The organism is Methylobacterium sp. E-041 (assembly GCF_022829665.1).
GTDB lineage: Bacteria > Pseudomonadota > Alphaproteobacteria > Rhizobiales > Beijerinckiaceae > Methylobacterium.
Window position 1 is genome coordinate 20,063 of the sequence record NZ_JAKSYQ010000067.1, and the last position, 19,425, is coordinate 39,487.

The following is a 19,425-nucleotide window of genomic DNA, read 5'->3' on the forward strand; positions in this document are numbered from 1 at the left end:
CGGTGGCCTCAGCCGCTCAACTTGCGCTCGAGGGCCTGGACCGCGGCGGCGAGGTCGCGCCGCGTGTCGGCCGAGCAGTTCTCGGAGACGTGGCGGGCGACCATCTCGGCCACGCCCTGCCAGCCGGCGTCGAGCGGGCGCTGCGGCGTGTCGCCGAAACCCTCGACGGCGTGGTCCTCGTCCCGGGGCATCCCGTTGAAGAAGTGGTCCAGCGGCACGCCGGTCATGCGCGAGAAGATGTCGAGATGGATCGCGCTGATGCGGTTGGTGCCCTTCTCGTACTTCTGCAGCTGCGCCGCGGACATGCCGAAGCTCTGGGCGACGCGGCGCTGGGTCAACGACGCCTTGCGCCGTTGTTCCGCGATGCGTTGCCCGACATAAACGTCCCGTTGATCCGTCTTCTGGCCTGCCATCACTCGTCTCGCGTGCGCGCCCCCAAGGACGCGGAATCGTCGACCATCCGCGACCTCGCCCTGCGCAAGCTTAGCTGCCGGCGCACGGCTTGTCACCCTCATAACCCGTTGGCTCTCCAGCGGTATCCGCCTGCATGGATGCCGCCGCGATCGCACCGCCGGCCAAGCTCGGGCGTTCTTCGATCCGCTCTACGAGAATTCCGTTGCCGCGGCAACGGTTTCGCGGGGCCGGCGTCCCGCGGGCCTCCCATCCCGTGCGGGCCTTCCACCTCAGGAACGTCCGCGTCCCTGCGCGGTCGCCGCCCGGCGCAACGCGTCGGCGAGGGCCCCCCCCGATTCCGGCGCCGGCGCGGCGGCGGATCGCGGCGCGGGCCCGCGCGTCGACGCCGCGCGCTCCTGGCGTGCCTGGTCCTGGCGCCCCTGCTCGCGGCGCGCCGGCCGCTCGCCGTCCTCCGCGCGCATGCTCAGGGCGATGCGCTTGCGCGCCGGGTCGACCTCGACGACGCGGACCTGCACCACGTCGCCGGGCTTCACCACCTCGCGCGGGTCCTTCACGAAGCGGTCGGCGAGCACCGAGATGTGCACCAGCCCGTCCTGATGCACCCCGACGTCGACGAAGGCGCCGAACGCGGCCACGTTGGTGACGACGCCCTCGAGCCGCATGCCGGGCTTCAGGTCCGCGATCGTCTCGACGCCGTCCTGGAAGGTCGCGGTGCGGAAGGCCGGGCGCGGGTCGCGGCCGGGCTTCTCGAGCTCGGCGATGATGTCGCCGATCGTCGGCAGGCCGAAGGTGGCGTCGACGAATGCCCGCGGGTTCAGCGCCCTGAGCACGCCCCCATTGCCGATCAGGGCGCCGATCGGCTGGCCGGTGGCGGCCAGGATCTTCTTCACCACCGGATAGGCCTCCGGGTGCACGCCCGAGGCGTCGAGCGGATCGCTGCCGCCGCGAATCCGCAGGAAGCCGGCGGCGAGCTCGTAGGCCTTCGGCCCGAGGCCGGCGACCTTCCTCAGCGCGGCGCGCGAGCGGAACGGGCCGTTGGCGTCGCGGTGCACGACGATGTTGGCCGCCACCCGCTCGCTCAGCCCCGAGACGCGGGCGAGCAGCGGCGCGGAGGCCACGTTGACGTCGACGCCGACGCCGTTGACGCAATCCTCCACCACCGCGTCGAGCGAGCGCGACAGCTTCCCCTCGGCAAGATCGTGCTGGTACTGCCCGACGCCGATCGCCCGCGGCTCGATCTTCACCAGCTCGGCCAGCGGGTCCTGCAGCCGCCGCGCGATCGAGACCGCGCCGCGCAGGGTCACGTCGAGGCCCGGCAGCTCGGCCGAGGCGTAGGCCGAGGCCGAGTAGACCGAGGCGCCGGCCTCCGAGACCATCACCTTGGCCAGCGTCAGCTCCGGGTGCTTGCCCAGCAGCTCGGCGGCCAGCCTGTCGGTCTCGCGCGAGGCGGTGCCGTTGCCGATGGCGATCAGCTCGACCCGATGCGCGCGGCACAGCTTGGCCAGCGTCGCCAGGGCGCCGTTCCAGTCGCGCCGCGGCTCGTGCGGGAAGATCGCGTCGGTGGCCACGACCTTGCCGGTGGCGTCGACCACCGCGACCTTCACGCCGCTGCGGAAGCCCGGATCGAGCCCGAGCGTCGGCCGCGCGCCGGCGGGCGCGGCCAGCAGCAGGTCGCGCAGGTTGCCGGCGAAGACCGAGATCGCGCCGGCCTCCGCCACCGCCCAGAGCCGGGCCCGCAGGTCCGTGTCGATCGCCGGCTTCAGCTTGGTCCGCCAGGTCTTTCGCACCGTCTCGGCGAGGAAGCGGTCGCCCGGCCGTCCGCGCTCGGCGATCCCGAAGGCCTCGGCGATGCCGAAGGTCTGGGCGATCCGCGCCTCCTGCCAGGCCGGCCGGCCGGGCGGCGGCGTCTCGGCGTCGGTGAGGTCGAGGTCGAGGTCGAGCACCTCCTCCTTCTCGCCGCGGAATAGCGCCAGGATCCGGTGCGAGGGCAGGCGGGCGAGCGGCTCGTCGAACGAAAAGTAGTCGGCAAACTTCTGCCCGGCCTCGGCCTTGCCCTTGCGCACCGAGGCGCGCATCCGCCCGCGCCGCCAGGTCTCCTCGCGCAGGCCGCCGACCAGCTCGGCATCCTCGCCGAAGCGCTCGATCAGGATCGCGCGGGCGCCCTCCAGGGTCGCCTCGACGTCGGGGAAGCCGTCCTTGCCCGAAAAGCTCTTCGCCGCTTGCTCGGGGGCCTGGTCCGGCCGCGCCAGCAGCACCTCGGCGAGCGGCCCGAGCCCGGCCTCGCGGGCGATCTGCGCCTTGGTGCGGCGCTTGACCTTGAACGGCGCGTAGAGGTCCTCGAGCCGTGCCTTGGTCTCGGCCGCCGCGATCTTCCGGGCGAGGTCCGCATCGAGCTTGCCGAGGGCCCGGATCGCGTCCTGCACGGCGGCGCGGCGCTCCTCGAGGTCGCGCAGGTAGCCGAGGCGCTCCTCCAGGGTGCGCAGCTGCGCGTCGTCCAGCGCCCCGGTCGCCTCCTTGCGGTAGCGGGCGACGAACGGCACCGTCGCGCCGCCGTCGAGGAGGTCGACCGCCGCCCTCACCTGCGCCTCGGCGACGCCGAGCTCGGTGGCGATGCGCTGCGTGATGCCGATCATCCGGTCGCGTCCTGCAGATGGCGTGGGGCGCGGTGTCTAACCCGGATGGGGGAGGGGGGCCAGAGCGGGCGGGGCCGGCACGTGGGCGGGCTCCGCCTGCGGCGCCCCCTCCCCCGCGATCCCCGGAGGATCGTCCGCGGCGATCGTCCTCGGGTTGCCGATCGTGGCGATCGGGCCGTCGTGGGCGATCGCGCTCTCGGGCATGCCGTGGCGGGGCGGCGGCTCGGGCGTGAGCACCATGGTGAGCCCGCCGGTGCGATGGATCGCGGCGAGCCCGCGGGCGCCGCCGTCGAGGGAGCCGGACAGCACCACGCCGATCATCCGCCCGCGGCCGTGCCGGGCCACGGAATGGAAGAGCAGGTCGACCGTGCGGTTGCCGTGCAGCCGCATCGGGTCGGCGACGATCTCGCCGAAGCTGCGGTCGGCCAGGATCGGGTGCCGGGCCGGCTCGCCGATGTCGATGCGGCCCGGCCCGAAGCGTTCGCCCGCGTCCGCGATCAGGACCGGGTGCGGGCAGGCCTGCGCCAGGATCGCGCGGAGGTGGCTCGGCCGGTCCCAGGGGCGGAGCAGCACGAGGAGGACGGCCCGGAGCGGTGCCGGGAGGGCGACGAGGAGCGCCCGGATGTCGCGAAGGCCCTCGGCCCCGGAGGCGCCGACGGCGACGAACCGGGGCCGGTCACCGGCGGGCATGGGCGCGCGGCAGCATCGGGCCGGGCCCGGGCGCCACGCCGGACGGCGAGGATTTTTTGGCCCCACGGTCCGGGGCGTGGGGTGCCGGCGCGCCGCGTCAGTTCAGCCGCCAGATCGCCGCGTTGAGCAGGGACGCGAAGGCGACCCAGGCGGCGTAGGGCAGCAGCAGGGCCGCCGCGATCCGGTCGATCCGCCAGCTCAGGCGGATCGTCCACAGGATCATCACGAGGAGGGCCACCACCACCACCAGGCCGGCACCCAGCGCGTGGCGGGCGAAGAACACCGGCGTCCAGGCGGCGTTGAGCGCGAGCTGCACGCCGAAGGCGGCGATCGCCAGCCACCAGCCCCGGCGCGACGGGCCGGTGGCCGGGCGGGCGCCGAGCAGGCGCCAAGCTGAGACGACCATCAGCACGTCGAGGATCGTCCAGGCGATCGGGAAGGCCGCGTTCGGCGGGTTGAAGGCGGGCTTGGCGAGGCCGGCGTACCACCCGTCGATCTCGGGGGCCGTCGACAGCCCGCCGATGAGCGAGGTCGCCCCCACCGGCAGGATCGCGGCGGGCAGGCGCAGCCACCAGGGAAGGGCCGGGCGGATCGGAACCCGCGTCGGCGAGGCTTGCGTGGACGAGGCTTGCGTGGACGCGGCGCGGCTGGCGGTCTGCATGGACGAAACCCGACGGGGCCTCGGAGGCGGCCCCGGCCCGGATCGTGGCAGCCGCGGCGTTCGGAGGCTATAGGAAACCCGCGCGTCTTCCTCCCCTCGTGCGGGGAAGGGACGATGAAGGGAAGGGACGCGGCGCGAGCCGCATCCGGACCGTCGAACGATCTCCCGCCACGCAACATCGGACGCGGCCATGACCTCACGCAACCCGACGGACGACGCCGACCCTCGCGCCGCCGGATGGTCGAAGCGGACGCTCGCCGCCCAGGCGATGGGGCATGTCGAGCCGGTGACCCGCGCGGTGGTGGCGCCGCTGCACGTCTCGACCACCTTCATCCGCGACCCCGACAACGGCTATTCCTCCGGCTTCTCCTACGCGCGGCCCGACAACGCGACGGTACGCGAGGCGGAAGCCGTGCTGGCGATGCTGGAGGAGGCGCCGGCCGCGATGCTGTTCGGCTCCGGCATGGCGGCGGCGACGGCGGTGTTCGGCGCGCTGGAGCCCGGCGACCACGTGGTCGCGCCGGCGGTGATGTACTGGGCCCTCAAGCGCTGGCTGCGCGAGGAGGCGCCGCGGCGCCGGCTCGACCTCGATTTCGTGGCGATGGACGACCTCGACGCCCTGCGCGCCGCGATGCGGCCGGGCCGGACCAAGCTCGTCTGGATCGAGACGCCCGGCAACCCGCTCTGGACGGTCACCGACATCGCCGCCGCGGCCGAGATCGCCCATGCGGCCGGGGCGCGGCTGGCGGTCGACTCCACCGTCGCCTCGCCGTTCCACACCCGGCCGCTGCGGCTCGGCGCCGACCTCGTCATGCATTCCGGCACCAAGATCCTGAACGGCCATTCCGACGTGATCGCCGGCGTGCTCGCCACCGCCGCCCGCGACGCCGCCTGGACCCGGATCGGCGCGATCCGCGCGAGCGGCGGCGCGATCCTCGGGCCGTTCGAGGCCTACCTCTTGATGCGGAGCCTGCGCACCTTCCCCCTGCGCGCCGCCGCGCAATCGGCCGGCGCCCTCGACCTCGCGGGCCGCCTCGCCCGGCACGCCCACGTCGCCCGGGTGCTCTATCCGGGGCTCCCCGAGGATCCGGGCCACGCGGTCGCCGCGCGGCAGATGGACCAGGGGTTCGGGGCGATGCTGTCGATCCGGGTGGCCGGGGGCGAGGCCGCGGCGATCGCCACCGCCGCGCGCGTGCGCCTGTGGAAGCGCGCGACCTCGCTCGGCGGCGTCGAGAGCCTGATCGAGCACCGCGCCTCGGTCGAGGGACCGGGCACGCCGTGCCCGCCCGACCTGCTGCGCCTCTCGACCGGGCTCGAGGACCCCGACGACCTGTTCGCCGACCTCGACGCGGCGCTCCGGGCCGCCCACGCCGGCCTCTGAGCGCGGCGGGCTCGGATTCCTGTCCCGCGGGCGGGACCCTCCGGCGTGCCGCGCGTTGTGCCTCACAGCTTCCGAGCATCCCACGCCGAGAGACGACGAGCGGACCATGACGACACGCATCCTTGCCGGCGCCGCGCTCACCGGGGCCCTGGCGCTCGCCCTCCTCGCCGCACCGGCGGCTTCCACCGCCGCGCGGGCCGACACGGTCCCGAACCTCGACATCAAGAAGACCTGCCAGTCGGCGAGCCGGGCCAACGTCAGCGTCAGCGACAACGCCAACATCGAGGGCTGCCTGCGCTCCGAGCGGGACGCGAAGAAGGAGGCCGAGCGCCGCTGGGGCGACTACACGCCCTCGGCCAAGCGCCAGTGCGAGGACCAGTACAAGGCCGGCGGCTACCCATCCTACGTCGAGATGGTGACCTGCCTCGAGCTCGCCAGCGGCACGGTGCCGACCCAGGCGAATTCCGGAGGCACCGCCACTGGCGGTCCCGGCGCGCCGGGCGGCAAGGCGGCCCCGCAGGAAGCGGGAAGCCAGAACCTCACGCGCGAGCCGGCCGCGAGCCAGCGCACCAACCCGATCGAGGTGCTCGAGAAGAAGTAGCGCCCGCGATGTCGGAAAGACCGCTTCTCGCCGGCCGCCGCGCCGTGGTGTTCGACGCCTACGGCACCCTGTTCGACGTGCATTCGGCGGTGCAGCGCCATGCCGACGCCGTCGGGCCGGCGGCGGCGCGGCTGTCGGAGCTGTGGCGGGTGAAGCAGCTCGAATACAGCTGGACCCTGTCGCTGATCGGCCGCACCGCCCCGTTCTGGCAGCTCACCGAGCGGGCCCTGGACTTCGCCCTGGCGAGCCACCCGGACGTCGACGCGGGCCTGCGCGACCGGCTGCTCGACGCCTATCGCGACCTCGACGCCTACGGGGAGGTGCCGGGCGTGCTGGAGCGCCTGCGCGCGCGCGGCCTGTCCACCGCCATCCTCTCCAACGGCGACGACGCCATGCTCGGCCGCTCGGTCGCCTCGGCCGGCCTCGCGTCCGGCCTCGACGCAGTGCTCTCGGCCGACGCGGCCGGCGTCTTCAAGACCCATCCGCGCGCCTACGCCGTGGCGCTCGACGCCCTCGGCGTGCCCGCCGAGGCGGTGCTGTTCTGCTCCTCGAACCGCTGGGACATCGCCGGCGCCACCGCCTTCGGCTTCGCCTGCGCCTGGATCAACCGCACGGGGAAGCCGGACGAGTACGCCGACCTCGCGCCGGTGGCGGTGCTGTCGGATCTCGCGGGCTTGTTCTGAGGCGGGGCGTCGGCTCCCCCATCTCACCTGGATCGCATGGGGTGCGGGTTCCCCTCTCCCCGCACGCGGGAAGAGGCCCGGCCGCACCTCGTCGTGCAGCCGGGAAGCACAGGCGAAGCCAGAGCGATGGTGAGGGGAAGGCACCGGACGAGGCTCCGCCGTCGAAGCCCCCTCACCGTCGGCTGCCGCCTCGCCGCGCCGACGACGGGGTCGTCGCGGCCCTCTCCCCGCGTGCGGGGCGAGGGGATGCGCGCGGGGCGCACCGCCATGGTCCTGTAAGGCTCCCGCGCGCCTCCCGACCCCTCACTTCACCACGATCCAGTCCTCCACCACCAGGGCGTCGAGGCCGGTGGTGGTGAACATCAGGATCGCGTCCTCCGCCGTGTGGAGGATCGGCTTGCCCATCACGTTGAAGCTGGTGTTGAGCAGGATCGGCACGCCGGTGATCTCGGCGAAGGCGGCGATCAGCGCGGCGTAGGCCGGGTTGCGCGCCGGTGTCACGCTCTGGAGCCGGCCGGTGCCGTCGGCGTGCACCACCGCCGGGACCTGGTCGCGCTTGGATTCGCGCCAGACCAGGGTGCGCTCCATGTACGGGCTGTCGGCGTAGGCCTCGAACCAGTCGGGGCCGGCCTCGGCCAGGATCGAGGGGGCGAAGGGCCGGAAGGCCTCGCGGTACTTCACCTTGGCGTTGAGCGCGTCCTTCGCGCCCGCCGGCCGCGGGTCGGCGAGGATCGAGCGGTTGCCGAGCGAGCGCGGGCCGAACTCGGCCCGGCCCTGGACCCAGCCGACGAGGCCGCCGGCCGCGAGGATCCGCGCCGCCTCCCGGGTCGCCGCCGCATGGCCGACCTTGCGCGCGCGCGGCTCCCACTCGGCCAGCCGCTCCATCGGCGCGGTCGAGACGCGCGAGCCGAGATAGGGGGTGAGCGGGCGCGCCTCCGGCGCCGGCCCGGTCCAGCCCGGGTTGTCGGCGGCGTAGGCGAGCCAGGCCGCGCCGACGGCGTTGCCGTCGTCGCCCGGCGCGGACGGCACGTGCAGGCGGGAAAAGCTCGAGCGCTCGAGCACCCGCCCGTTGTAGGAGGAGTTGAGGCCGCAGCCGCCGGCGATCACCAGGTTCTCGTGCGGGCTGAGCGCCCAGGCCTCGGCGACGAGGATGTCCATCAACTCCGAAAACACCTCTTGGCCGCTCCTGGCGAGATCGGCCCAGCCGGCCTCGCCGAGATCGGCCGGGCGGCGGCTCAGGATCGTCGCGACCACGTCGCGCACGGTGGCGTCGTCGGTGAACTTCAGGCGGCCGCCCTCCGCCGTGTACAGGCGGCGCAGCTGCGCGACGAGCGCGGGATCGGAGCGGCCGTAGGGCGCGAGCCCCATGATCTTCCATTCCTCGCCCTTGAGCTGGTCGAAGCCGGCGAGGTCCGTGACGAGCCCGTAGAGGAAGCCGACCGAGCCGCGGCCGCGGTGGCGCCGCACCTCGGCGATGCGGCCCGCCTCCATCCGGTAGAGCGCGGCCGCGCCGGTCTCGCCCATGCCGTCGACGATCACCGCGGTCGCGTCCGAGAACGGGCTGCCCCACAGGGCGTAGGCGGCGTGGGTGAGGTGGTGGGGGAAGCGGTCCTGCCGCACGATCCGCGCGCGCGCCGCGCCGCCGCGGCCCCGCGTCTCCTGGTCGAGGGCCAGCAGCGTGCCATAGCCGGCGCGCGCCTGGGCGATCGCCATCTCGGCCACGAAGATGCGCTCGGCGCGCTCGGGCACGAACGAGCGGTTGAGCACCGGCGCGTGCCGGCCCAGGGCTTCGAGGGTGAAGGCGCCGGTGCGCCCCTGCCCCTCGAGGAACTCGGTGAATTGCTGGCCCCAGGTCGAGGCGACGACGAGCTCGGAGCCTTCCGGCACGAGCTCGGCGAGCAGCCCGACCATGCGGGTGGCCGGGTCCGGCTCGCAGTTCGGGGCGCGCTTGTATTGCAGGAAGCGCTCGGCGCCCTCGGCGAACAGGACCGTGCCGTCGGGCCCGATCAGCGCGAGCGCCGGGTCGTGGAAGGTGGTGGCGAGGCCGAGATAATACCGCATCGCGGATCGGGTTAGCGCCGCGGCGCCGACCCGGCAACCTCCCGTCAGGCGCGCTGCGCCCGCTCCAGCCGGCGGGCGAGGCGGGTCGCGCCGTAGACCTCGCCGAGGCGCCGGCGGGCGGCGTGGACGGGAGGCGCCTCGCGCTCGGCATGGGCGGCGGCGATCACCCGCAGCGTCGCGGCGACGGAGCGCTCCAGGCGCTGCTCGTCGTGGGCCTTCACGGCGCGGGCCGGCACGGATTCGGTCATCGGGATGCCCCCTCGTGGTCCCGCCCTCGTCCGGACGGCGACCGTCGGCGACAGCATCCGGGGCGGGCTGGGCCGCAAGATGGCAGCTTGGCCGTAACCTGGCCGCTTGGCCCCGAGTCGGCCGCTCGATCATAAGGTGGCGGCTTGGCCGCGGGAGCCGCCGCCGGCCTCAGGGCGCGGCGGAGGCCTCCTGCGCCCGCACGACCTCGCGGGCGGTGTCGAGCACGATCCGGCGGTCCGCGTCGCTGCGGATCGCGTCCCACAGCGTCAGCAGCTCCCGGGTTTCCTGGGCCGGGCAGCCGCCCTCCCGGGTGCTCACCAGCTCCTCGACGGTGCAGCCCAGGGCCGTGGCGATGCGCTTCAGCGTCTGAGCGGTGCGCTCCGACGGCAGGAGTTCTGTCATGCGTCGATCTCGATGGGGCATCGGCATCACGCGGCCCGGCGTGCGCGGGACGGCGCGGAAGGCCGGCATGCGGCAGGCCGGGCCGGGCGCCGGCCCGCGCCCGGGCGACCCGGCCGGTGCGCGGGTTGCATCGTGCGCCGGCCGCGGGGGGCCATGGCGGCGCGCGCGGCCGGACCGGGCGTCGTCACGGCCGCATCGCGATCCGCCGGCGGACGAGCCGGGATCGTCTTGCGGGTGCAGGCATCGTTGTTCGCAAGATCCAGCATGCGGGTTCCCGTGCGACGCGCTCAAGGTGCGTAGGATAATCGATCTATGAGTTACAGTCTATTTTGAATAAATACCTTACGAAGACCGTTCGCTATATATTCGGCAGCTCCGATCCGGCGACGATGCAGGATTTGGACCTGCCCTCGAGACCGCCGATCGATGAGAGACCGGATATCGAATCCAAAATGGGATCGAAGTTGCACTCACATACGTTGGTATCCAATTTTAAACTATAAGTGTCAAATTCGCGCGATATTTATACTGTCTTGCGCTATATTGATAGCCAGCCCCGATAGGGCCCCGGCGCTCGTCCGGCAGGCCTCCGCATCCGGGCCCGCGGCCCCGAAGCGCCGCGGGCCCCTCACCGCCCGGGGCGCATTCAGCGCGGCCGGCCGGCGTCGCGCCGCGTCTCGGACGGCGCGCAGCCGTACAGCCGCCGGTAGCGCTGCCCGAAATCGCTCATGTGGACGAACCCCCACCGCGCCGCGACCTCGGCGATCGAGAGCGTCGCGCCGCCGCGCGCGGTCAGGTCGTGGTGGACCTTCCGCAGGCGGCGATCGATGATGAACTGCACCGGCGTCTGCCCGATCGCCTGCCGGAACCTGTCCTGCAGCGAGCGGACGCTGATCCCGGCCGCGGCCGCGATGTCGGCCAGCGTCAGCGGGTCGGACAGGTGCGCCTCGATGTAGTCGAGGGCGGCGCGGATGCGCCGGAGCGGCACGTCCTGGCTCTCCTGCGGCGCCGGCATGTCCCGCTTCGGCCAGACCGAGAGCAGCTGGTAGCTCAGGATCTCCTGGATCAACGGGACGATCAGGTTCCCGCGCCGGCTCGGTCCGTGGCTGTGCGCATGGATCTGCCGCAGGGTGCAGAACAGCATCTGCACGCCGGGGGTCGTCATCGCGGCGATCGGCGCGAGCGGCGCGAAGCCGCGGTCGCCGCCGCCCGTCAGCGCCGCGTTGGCGGCCGTCAGGGCCGCGACCGGGATCGTCCCGCCGATGGCGCCGAACCCGCTCGAGGCCTGGACCTCGCGCAGGTCCTCGAAGCCGACCAGCGTGGCGTGGGAGGGCAGGCCGATGGCCTCGCCGGCCCGGTAGCGGTAGGCGATGCTGCCGCTCGTGACGAAGCGGATGGTGACGAGGTCGGCGTCGAATTTCGGCTTGGTGACGAATCCGCTCGCCGAGGCGGTCTCCCACAGGCTGAAGGTCTCGCTCTGGCTGCCGGCGATGCGGATGTCGGGCGCCGCCGAGCGCAGGATGTCGAAGTTGACGGCGATGCCGCCGCGATCGTTGAACAGCTGGAGCTGCCGCAGCGAGCCGATGCGCGCGACGATGCGGTCCTGGGAGCGCCAGGCCGCCGGATCGCGCTGGGCGAGACCGCTCATCCGAGGGGCCTGACCGATCGGGGCGGCGTGGAAGCGGGGCGGCGCATCGTCGGGCAACTCGAAGTGGGGATCGGCTGTGCCGCCGGGGCGATCGACCGCCCCGAAACCGCGCGCCGCCGTGCGAGGGCCGTGCCGCGGCCGGCGGGCTACCAGGCGAGCCGCTCGATCACCGCGTCGGGCTGCACCGGCTGGCGCGCGAGCCAGGCGGCGACGTCGCCGAGGGTGTGGTGGGCGGCCGAGACGCCGAGCTCCTCGGCGTGGATGCCGCGGGCGACGAGCAGGCTGGCGATGCCGAACCCGCGCGCGCCGGCGATGTCGGTGCGGATCGCGTCGCCCACCGCCAGGACGCGGGCGGGATCGGGCGCGGCGCCCGCGTCGAGGCCGGCGGCGAGCGCGAGCGCGGCCTCGTAGACCGGCCGGTGCGGCTTGCCGGCATAGGTCACCGCGCCGCCGATCGCGGCATAGGCCTCGGCCAGCAGGCCGGCGCAGGGGATGAGCAGGCCGTCGCGCTCGACCACGAGGTCGGGGTTGGCGCAGATCATCGGCACGTCGCGGGCCCTCAGCGCGGCCAGCGTCGCCCGGTAATCCTCGGCCGTCTCGGTGGCGTCGTCGAACAGGCCGGTGTTGACCACGAGATCGCAGGCGTCGGCCGGCACCAGCGTGAGGTCGAGCCCCTCGAAGATCGGGCCGTCGCGCTCCGGGCCGAGATGGTGGATCCGCGCGCCCGGCCGCCGGGCGATCAGCCCGCGGGTGAGGTCGCCCGAGGTCAGGATCGCGTCGTAGGCGGCGCGCGGCACGCCGTAGCCGTCGAGGATGCGCTGCACGCCGGCCCAGGGGCGGGGCGCGTTCGAGACCAGCACCACCCGGCGCGGGCGCGGGCCGGGCCGCTCGCGGAAGGCGATCAGCGCCGCGCCGGCGGCGGTGTGGGCGCGGGTGCCGTCGTGCAGCACGCCCCAGACGTCGCACAGGATCAGGTCGTAGGCATCCGCGATGCCGGACAGGCCGGGCAGCGTCGGGATCGGATCGGGCATCGGCGGTCTCGGGCGGATCTGTCGGGGAAGGCGCCGGCCGGGTTAGGCGCGCCGGCCGGGGTTGGCAATCGCGCGGGGCTTTGCGGGATCGGGCGACCCGGCGTAGCCTCGCGGCATGAACGTGACGGTCCCGATTCCCGACGACCTCGCCCGCCGCCTCGCCGCGGATGGCGGCGACCTCGCGCGCCGCGCGCTGGAGGCCTTCGCGGTCGAGGAGTTTCGCGCCGGGCGGCTGACGCCCCCCGAGTTGCGCACGCTGCTCGGGTTCGGCACCCGTGCGGCGCTCGACGCCTTCCTCAAGGCCCGCAACGTCTTCGTCGACTACGACCTCACCGACCTGGACGACGACCGCCGCGATCTCGACCGCCTCGGCCTGTGATCCGTTGCGTGCCGTCGCCGATGCCGGGCCGATCCATCATCTCGTGCTGATCGACCGGATCGCGGTGCTGCCGACGCTGCTGGCCGGGGTCGCGATCCCCGATACGGTATGCCGGGAGTTGCGCCATCCCGAAGCTCCCGCGGCCGTGCGACGCTGGATGTCGGCGCCGCCGGCCTGGCTCGCGGTCGAGCCCGATCCGGTCGGGTCGGACCCGTCGCTCGGGCCACTGGATGCCGGGGAACGGGAAGCCATCCGGCTGGCGACGGCGCTCGGGGCGGACCTGATCCTCATGGATGGCCGTGCCGGCGTCGCCGCCGCCCGGGCCAGGGGGGGCGCCGTCACGGGCACGCTCGGCATCGTCGACCTCGCCGTGCGGCGCGGCCTCCTCGATGTGCACGACGCCGTCTCACGGCTCCGGGCGACCAATTTCCGCTGCCGCCCGGCGCTGTTCGAGGCCCTGCTCGCCCGGCATCCTCGCCCCTGGCACGGCTTCCCCCCGATCTGCCATCCCGAAGGGACCCTCCGGATCGGGTACGACCCCTCTAGCTCGCCCGGCGCAGGAAGGCCCGGAACGGGCGGCGCTCCGGCGTCGGCTCGGGCGGGTCGTCCGGGGTCGGGGGGGCGGAGGGGACCGGCGGGGCCTGCGCGGCGAGCACGTCGGCCCGCACCGGGCGCGGCGGGGCGAAGACCGCCCCTTGCGCGAACGGCACGTCGAGGTCGATCAGGTCGGGCACGTCGGATTCGGCCGCGACGTCGGTCGCGACCAGGCGGATGCCGGCCCGCGCGAGCGCGGTGACGAGGTCCTCGATCGCGATGTCCGACAGGCTGCGCCGGGCCGGGCCGGGGCGCAGCAGCAGGCCGGCGGGGACCTTGACCTGGCCGACGCCGTAGCCCGCCAGCGCCGCGGCGTCGAAGCGCAGGTCCGCCGGCCGGTCGAGGGTGAAGCCGACCCGGCCCTTGAGCGCGGCGACGGCGCCGGCCTGCTCGGCGTCGAGGTTGCGCCAGCTCGCCTGCGGCAGGGCGACGACGAGGCGGCCGGCCAGGGCCGGCTCGGCCGCGACCAGCCGCGCGATCCCGCGCAGGAACCCGGGCTCGTAGAGCGAGAGCGGCGACAGGCCGTAGGCCACCGCCGCCTCGCTGCCGCGGCCGACGAGGTGGCGGGCGATGGTGGCGACCCGCTGCAGCATGCGCCGGTCGAGCTCGGTCGAGCGGCCGTGCCGCTCCAGCACCGGCAGGAACGCTTCCGGCGTCAGCACCGCGCCGGCGAGCCTCAGGCGGGCCAGGGCCTCGTAGGACGCGACCTTGCGCTGCGGCAGCGTCACCAGCGGCTGGAGGTGGACCTCGAGGCCGTCGCCGTCGAAGGCCGCGATCACCGCCTCGTCCTCGGTCGAGCCCCGGGCGGCCGCGTCCGCCCGGGGCAGGGCGCGCGGCGGGAAGAGGCGCGGCACCGGCATCGGCGCCGGCTCGGGCTCCGGCGCCGCGGGCGGCACGTAGGCCGGCGGCTGAACCGAGGCGGGCGGCGGCGCGTAGGCGGGGGCCGATGCGAAGACTTGGGCCGGCGCGAAGGTTGGGGCCGGCGGCGGTTCCGGGGCGGGCGCCGGCTTCGAGGCGGCCAGGTCGGCGGCCTGCTGCTTCAGCCGCGCGACCTCGCCGTCCTGCGTGCCGACCACGGCCGCGAGGTCGCGCACGATGCCGCTGAGCAGGCCGATCTCGACGGTCAGCTCCTCGACGTCGCGCGGCAGCCCGGCCTGCGCCGGATCGGCCCGGCCGGCCGCCTCGGCCTTGAGCAGGCGCTTCGACAGGGTGTCGAGCTCGGCCGAGAGCTTGTCGCAGCGCGCCTTCAGCCCGCTCGCACGGGCATGGGCCGCGAGCGCGCCGAACGCGGCGAGCCCCCCGAGCGCGAGCGCGCCGACCGTGGGCATCAGGGCGGCGAGCGGCGCGAGCGCAACGAGGCCGAGCAGACCCATCGACCACAGGCCCGCATGCCGGCCGATCCTCCGGGCTGTGGGTCGGTTCGCCACGGGTGCCTTCTTGCCTGGATTCGGGGGGGAGCCCGGGCCTGCCTGATCGGGGCCGCGGAGCCCTTTTGTCGCCGAGGGCCCGCGGGGCCGCAAGCGCGCAGGTGAGCCGGCGCGGCGGTTTTCCGCGAGTGTGACATCCGGAAGTTTCTTCGCCCGCTTGCGGCCTCGCGCGCCCAATCCTCGCCCTGCTCCGCCCTTGCCGCGCCCGGCCCGGCGCCCGAGATCGGTGGCAGGCGATCGATCGACGGAGCGACGGCATGGACGCGCAGGGCGAACTTCTGATGCGGGTCGAGGGCATGACCTGCGGCGGGTGCGAGGCGTCGGTGCGCCGCATCGTCCAGCGGATCGATCCGGCGGCGGAGGTCGCGGTCGACCGGGCGCACGAGCGCGTCGCGATCCGGACCTCGGCCCAGAGCCTCGTGCTGGCCGAGGCGCTGACCAAGGCCGGCTACACCGCCACCGCGATGACCGGCTGAAGGCGCGCCAAATCGAATTTGTCGGCGCAGCGAATAATTTCGACGCGCTTTTCGACCGGAGCTGACGCAAAATGTCGGAATCGGCCGGGCGTTGCGCTTGGTCTTGCGCCCGTCGCACGGCACAACGCCGGCTTGAACGGACGTCGCGGACAAAACCGGACGCCACACGACGCCCTCGTGCCAAAGGTTGAGGAAACCATGCCCTCCGACATCGAGATCGCCCGCGCGGCGACGTTGCAGCCGATCGCGCAGGTCGCCGAGAAGCTCGGCATCCCCGACGACGCCCTGCACAATTACGGCAAGCACATCGCCAAGCTCGATCACGGCTTCATCGGCGGGCTCGAGGGCAAGCCCGAGGGCAAGCTGATCCTCGTCACCGCGATCTCGCCGACCCCGGCGGGCGAGGGCAAGACCACGACGACGGTCGGCCTCGGCGACGCGCTGAACCGCATCGGCCGGAAGACCATGATCTGCCTGCGCGAGCCCTCGCTCGGGCCCTGCTTCGGCATGAAGGGCGGCGCGGCCGGCGGCGGCAAGGCCCAGGTCGTGCCGATGGAGCAGATCAACCTGCACTTCACCGGCGACTTCCACGCCATCACCTCGGCGCACGCGCTCGCCGCGGCGCTGATCGACAACCACGTCTACTGGGCCAACGAGCTCAACATCGACGTGCGCCGCATCCACTGGCGCCGGGTCGTCGACATGAACGACCGGGCGCTGCGCGCGATCACCCAGTCGCTCGGCGGCGTCGCCAACGGGTTTCCGCGGGAAGACGGCTTCGACATCACCGTGGCCTCCGAGGTCATGGCGGTGTTCTGCCTCGCCAAGGACCTCGCCGACCTCGAGGAGCGCCTCGGCCGCATCGTCGTCGCCGAGACCCGCGACCGCAAGCTCGTGACCCTGAAGGACGTCAAGGCCACCGGCGCGATGACGGTGCTGCTGAAGGACGCGCTGCAGCCGAACCTGGTGCAGACGCTGGAGGGCAACCCGGCGCTGATCCACGGCGGCCCCTTCGCCAACATCGCCCACGGCTGCAACTCGGTGATCGCCACCCGCGCCGGCCTCAGGCTCGCCGACTACACCGTGACGGAAGCCGGCTTCGGCGCCGACCTCGGCGCGGAGAAGTTCCTGGACATCAAGTGCCGGCAGGCCGGCCTGTCGCCGTCCGCGGTGGTCATCGTCGCCACGGTGCGGGCGCTGAAGATGCACGGCGGGGTCAACAAGAAGGACCTCGGGGCCGAGAACGTCGACGCCCTCGAGAAGGGGTTCGCCAACCTGGCGCGCCACGTCGCCAACGTGCGCGGCTTCGGCCTGCCGGTGGTGGTGGCGGTCAACCACTTCCACGCCGACACCGATGCCGAGCACGCCAAGCTGCGCGACCTCTGTCGCGAACGCCTCGACGTCGAGGCGATCACCTGCAAGCACTGGGCGGAGGGCGGCGCCGGCGCCGAGGCCCTGGCCCATGCGGTGGTGGCGCTCTCCCAGGGCGCGCCGAAGCCGATCGCCTACACCTACGAGGCCGAGGCCAAGCTGTCGGACAAGGTCAAGGCGATCGCGACCAAGCTCTACGGCGCCGCCGACATCCAGATCGAGTCCAAGGCGGCGGGCAAGCTCGCCACCTTCGAGAAGGACGGCTACGGCCACCTGCCGGTCTGCATGGCCAAGACCCAATACTCGTTCTCGACCGACCCGACCCTGATCGGCGCCCCCGAGGGCCACGTGGTCGCGGTGCGCGACGTGCGCCTCTCGGCCGGGGCCGGCTTCGTCGTGGTGATCTGCGGAGAGATCATGACCATGCCGGGCCTGCCGCGGGTGCCGGCCGCCGACACGATCCGCCTCGACGCGAACGGCCAGATCGACGGGCTGTTCTAGGGGCGCACGCGCCGCGTCTTTCCCTCCCCCGCACCCAAGTCGGGCCTGCCCGACTTGGGCACACGGGGTGCGGACCTCGGGCAAGCCCGAGATCCGTCGGGGGAGGGAAGAGGAGAAGAGCCGTCAGCCCCGCGCGGCCAGGACGGTCCGCATCGGGCGCAGGTCGTCGAGATCGTCGTGGTGCAGCAGCAGCACGTCGGTGGCGGCGGCGAGCTTGCGGGCGGCGGGGGTGAAGCCGGCATTCGTGACCACGGCGGCCATGTCGCCGGACCAGTAGCGGGCGGCGGCGGCCGCCTCCTGCACCGCGGCGTTGCCGACCGGGCGGCCGTAGCGCTTGCACTGCACGACGAGGCGGGTGCGGCCCTGCTCGGCGACGATGTCGGCGCCCTGGTCGCCGCTCGCCGGGGTCGGGTGCGTGCGCCAGCCGGCGCGCTCGAGCCGCGCGGCGCAGAACCGCTCGTAGGGCACGCCCTCCTCGGGCGCCGCGTCGTCCTCGGGCAGGTCCACCGCCTCGGCCACCGCCTCGACGATGGACAGGATCGTGTCCGCCCGCGCCGCGCACAGGTCCGCGAAGCCGCGCGCGGTCAGGTCCGGCACCACGGTGCGCGCGACGAAGTAGTCGCGCTCGCGCAGCCAGCCGTCGACGATGCGGTTGCCGTAGGCGTCGACGAAGCTTTCCTGCCGGCGGCGCAGGGCGAGCGTCCGGGCGTGGCGGCGGGCGAGCTTGCGCACCCGGGCGCGGAAGCGCCGGGGCCGCGCGAGATGGCGCAGCAGGACGAGGCCGAGCGCCGCGCCCGAGAGCAGGAGGCCGCCGCGCCCGTACCGGAGCGACAGGCCGCCGCCGACCACCGCGATCCAGAACAGGCGGGCGACGAGGCTGGGCTGGCCGGGCATGAACGACGCCTCACGCGGCCGGCCCCACCGGCCGGCTCCTCGCCGACAGCCATCGCACCCGGCGATGCCCGATCCCTGAATCGGCCCGGCGAGCGCCGCGGAAAGCTGTGGATTTCCCGGGGGCGGGCGCCCGCGAGCGGATCGCGTCGCTTTGTCCGGCTCCCCCTCGCGGGGAGAGGGCCGGGGCGAGGGGCATGACCCACCCGGACGGGTCGTGCCCCGCAACCCGCCCGTCTCCCATAGGGGACGGGACGCGGGTTCTGCCGGGCCCGGTCGGGCGATCGGAAGAACCCAGCGATCAGCCCTCGGCGGCGCTGCGGCCTCGGCTGCGGCGCGGGGCCGGAGCGGCGGCCGCCTCGGGCGCGGCCTTGCCGCGGGTCTTGCGACGCTGCTGGCCGAGGCCCATCGTCTTGGCGAGCTCGGAGCGGGCGGCGGCGTAGTTCGGCGCGACCATCGGGTAGTCGGCCGCCAAGTTCCACTTGGTGCGATACGCGTCGGGGGTCATGTCGTAGCGCGTGCGCAGGTGGCGCTTCAGCGACTTGAACTTCTTCCCGTCCTCCAGGCAGATGATGAAGTCCGGCGTGACCGAGCGCTTGATCGAGACCGCGGGCGTCGGCGGCTCGACCTTCTCGGCGGCGGCGCCGTTCCCCAGCTGGGCCAGCGTCGTGTGCACCGAGACGATGAGCCCGTTCAATTCCGGGACCGGAACGGAATTCTTGCTCACGAAGGCCGACACGATCTCTGCCGCCAGAGCGATGTAATCCGGTTCCATGCCGTTGTCGTTCATCATCGATCGTTCCCCGGTCCGACTTCCCTCGACACGTCCGACGTCAACGCAGCCCAAGGGTTGGGAAATTTTCAGCTGACGCCAGCTTGTTCAGGCAAGGCGGCTATGATGTCTAACATCTCAACGCAATGCGCAAGGTCTGTTTCCGTTCGATTAAACTTGATAGAAAGGCTTCCAACACAAAAAAACGAGTGTAGCGCCGCACCCGGAGTCCAGTCCGACCCCCTGCGGCGCTGGTGTCCAATGGCGGAGCCGGTCGTCGAGACGGCCGGAGCCTTCGCGGATTCGGTATTAGTCGCCTGCTTTTCCGTCCCGGCGCGCCAATACCCTCGTTCGATTCCGGCCTCGGGCGCGAAAACTTCGTTGTGTCCGCAACGAGATCGCGAGCGATCCTGCGCGGGCCGCGGCGGAGCGGCCAGGGCCTGCCGGTGCTCCCGAGCCGCCGGTCCGCGCGGCCGCACCCGCGCGACCGGTCGTGCCGCCGCGCGCGCCGACATGAGGACTTGCCCTGGCGCGGGTTGCTCTGTTGAAGAGGCGGGCGC

At 73.6% G+C, this 19,425-nt stretch carries 18 protein-coding genes and 1 pseudogene; 7 read left to right on the forward strand and 12 right to left on the reverse strand.

Annotated features, from left to right (window positions below):
- Window positions 1–8: 8 nt before the first annotated feature.
- From MKK70_RS05950 to MKK70_RS05965, 4 genes are all read right to left on the reverse strand, one after another.
- A complete protein-coding gene (locus MKK70_RS05950) occupies window positions 9–413 on the reverse strand; it encodes a helix-turn-helix domain-containing protein (RefSeq protein ID WP_147729573.1) in 405 nt (134 codons plus the stop codon).
- Window positions 414–683: 270 nt separating this feature from the next.
- Entirely contained in the window at window positions 684–3,047 is a 2,364-nt protein-coding gene (locus MKK70_RS05955) for a Tex family protein (protein ID WP_243946349.1), read from the reverse strand.
- Between the two features lie 36 nt (window positions 3,048–3,083).
- Window positions 3,084–3,737, reverse strand: coding sequence for a chemotaxis protein CheB (locus MKK70_RS05960; protein ID WP_243946350.1), 654 nt, complete (start codon window positions 3,735–3,737; stop codon window positions 3,084–3,086).
- Between the two features lie 97 nt (window positions 3,738–3,834).
- Window positions 3,835–4,398: a TspO/MBR family protein gene (locus tag MKK70_RS05965; RefSeq protein ID WP_243938802.1), complete on the reverse strand. Its 564-nt coding sequence runs from the start codon at window positions 4,396–4,398 to the stop codon at window positions 3,835–3,837.
- A gap of 190 nt (window positions 4,399–4,588) precedes the next feature.
- On the opposite strand from MKK70_RS05965, the gene MKK70_RS05970 reads away from it, so the two are divergent.
- From MKK70_RS05970 to MKK70_RS05980, 3 genes are all read left to right on the forward strand, one after another.
- On the forward strand, window positions 4,589–5,779 hold the full coding sequence (locus MKK70_RS05970; RefSeq protein ID WP_243946351.1) for a trans-sulfuration enzyme family protein: 1,191 nt from the start codon (window positions 4,589–4,591) through the stop codon (window positions 5,777–5,779).
- 106 nt (window positions 5,780–5,885) lie between these two features.
- Window positions 5,886–6,380, forward strand: a complete 495-nt coding sequence (locus tag MKK70_RS05975) for a hypothetical protein (protein ID WP_243946352.1) — start codon at window positions 5,886–5,888, stop codon at window positions 6,378–6,380.
- An 8-nt stretch (window positions 6,381–6,388) separates the two neighbouring features.
- Window positions 6,389–7,063: a haloacid dehalogenase type II gene (locus tag MKK70_RS05980; RefSeq protein ID WP_243946353.1), complete on the forward strand. Its 675-nt coding sequence runs from the start codon at window positions 6,389–6,391 to the stop codon at window positions 7,061–7,063.
- A gap of 303 nt (window positions 7,064–7,366) precedes the next feature.
- On the opposite strand, the gene MKK70_RS05985 is transcribed toward MKK70_RS05980, so the two are convergent.
- The 5 genes from MKK70_RS05985 to MKK70_RS06005 form a co-directional block, all read right to left on the reverse strand.
- Window positions 7,367–9,124, reverse strand: coding sequence for a carbamoyltransferase (locus tag MKK70_RS05985; protein ID WP_147860266.1), 1,758 nt, complete (start codon window positions 9,122–9,124; stop codon window positions 7,367–7,369).
- A 44-nt stretch (window positions 9,125–9,168) separates the two neighbouring features.
- Window positions 9,169–9,372 (reverse strand): hypothetical protein, encoded by a 204-nt coding sequence (locus MKK70_RS05990; protein WP_147844666.1) that lies wholly within the window; start codon window positions 9,370–9,372, stop codon window positions 9,169–9,171.
- A 169-nt stretch (window positions 9,373–9,541) separates the two neighbouring features.
- Window positions 9,542–9,775, reverse strand: a complete 234-nt coding sequence (locus MKK70_RS05995; protein ID WP_147730013.1) for a hypothetical protein — start codon at window positions 9,773–9,775, stop codon at window positions 9,542–9,544.
- A 646-nt stretch (window positions 9,776–10,421) separates the two neighbouring features.
- Window positions 10,422–11,423, reverse strand: a complete 1,002-nt coding sequence (locus tag MKK70_RS06000) for a helix-turn-helix domain-containing protein (protein WP_243946354.1) — start codon at window positions 11,421–11,423, stop codon at window positions 10,422–10,424.
- A gap of 146 nt (window positions 11,424–11,569) precedes the next feature.
- Window positions 11,570–12,454 carry a TIGR01459 family HAD-type hydrolase gene (locus tag MKK70_RS06005; protein ID WP_243938794.1) on the reverse strand — a complete coding sequence of 295 codons (885 nt, stop codon included), beginning with the start codon at window positions 12,452–12,454 and terminating at the stop codon, window positions 11,570–11,572.
- Between the two features lie 115 nt (window positions 12,455–12,569).
- Here MKK70_RS06005 and MKK70_RS06010 point away from each other — a divergent pair, with 115 nt between their 5' ends.
- Both MKK70_RS06010 and MKK70_RS06015 read left to right on the forward strand, forming a co-directional pair.
- A complete protein-coding gene (locus MKK70_RS06010) occupies window positions 12,570–12,833 on the forward strand; it encodes a UPF0175 family protein (RefSeq protein ID WP_243938809.1) in 264 nt (87 codons plus the stop codon).
- A 289-nt stretch (window positions 12,834–13,122) separates the two neighbouring features.
- Window positions 13,123–13,287: pseudogene (locus MKK70_RS06015) on the forward strand (DUF3368 domain-containing protein); the annotation flags it as partial.
- Between the two features lie 88 nt (window positions 13,288–13,375).
- Here MKK70_RS06015 and MKK70_RS06020 read toward each other — a convergent pair.
- On the reverse strand, window positions 13,376–14,800 hold the full coding sequence (locus MKK70_RS06020; RefSeq protein ID WP_243946371.1) for an EAL domain-containing protein: 1,425 nt from the start codon (window positions 14,798–14,800) through the stop codon (window positions 13,376–13,378).
- Between the two features lie 311 nt (window positions 14,801–15,111).
- On the opposite strand from MKK70_RS06020, the gene MKK70_RS06025 reads away from it, so the two are divergent.
- Window positions 15,112–15,330 (forward strand): heavy-metal-associated domain-containing protein, encoded by a 219-nt coding sequence (locus MKK70_RS06025; protein WP_147729049.1) that lies wholly within the window; start codon window positions 15,112–15,114, stop codon window positions 15,328–15,330.
- Between the two features lie 198 nt (window positions 15,331–15,528).
- On the forward strand, window positions 15,529–17,202 hold the full coding sequence (locus MKK70_RS06030; RefSeq protein WP_147729048.1) for a formate--tetrahydrofolate ligase: 1,674 nt from the start codon (window positions 15,529–15,531) through the stop codon (window positions 17,200–17,202).
- Between the two features lie 123 nt (window positions 17,203–17,325).
- On the opposite strand, the gene MKK70_RS06035 is transcribed toward MKK70_RS06030, so the two are convergent.
- Window positions 17,326–18,096, reverse strand: a complete 771-nt coding sequence (locus MKK70_RS06035; protein WP_243946355.1) for a restriction endonuclease — start codon at window positions 18,094–18,096, stop codon at window positions 17,326–17,328.
- A 298-nt stretch (window positions 18,097–18,394) separates the two neighbouring features.
- Window positions 18,395–18,886, reverse strand: a complete 492-nt coding sequence (locus MKK70_RS06040) for a MucR family transcriptional regulator (RefSeq protein WP_147844642.1) — start codon at window positions 18,884–18,886, stop codon at window positions 18,395–18,397.
- Window positions 18,887–19,425: the final 539 nt, after the last annotated feature.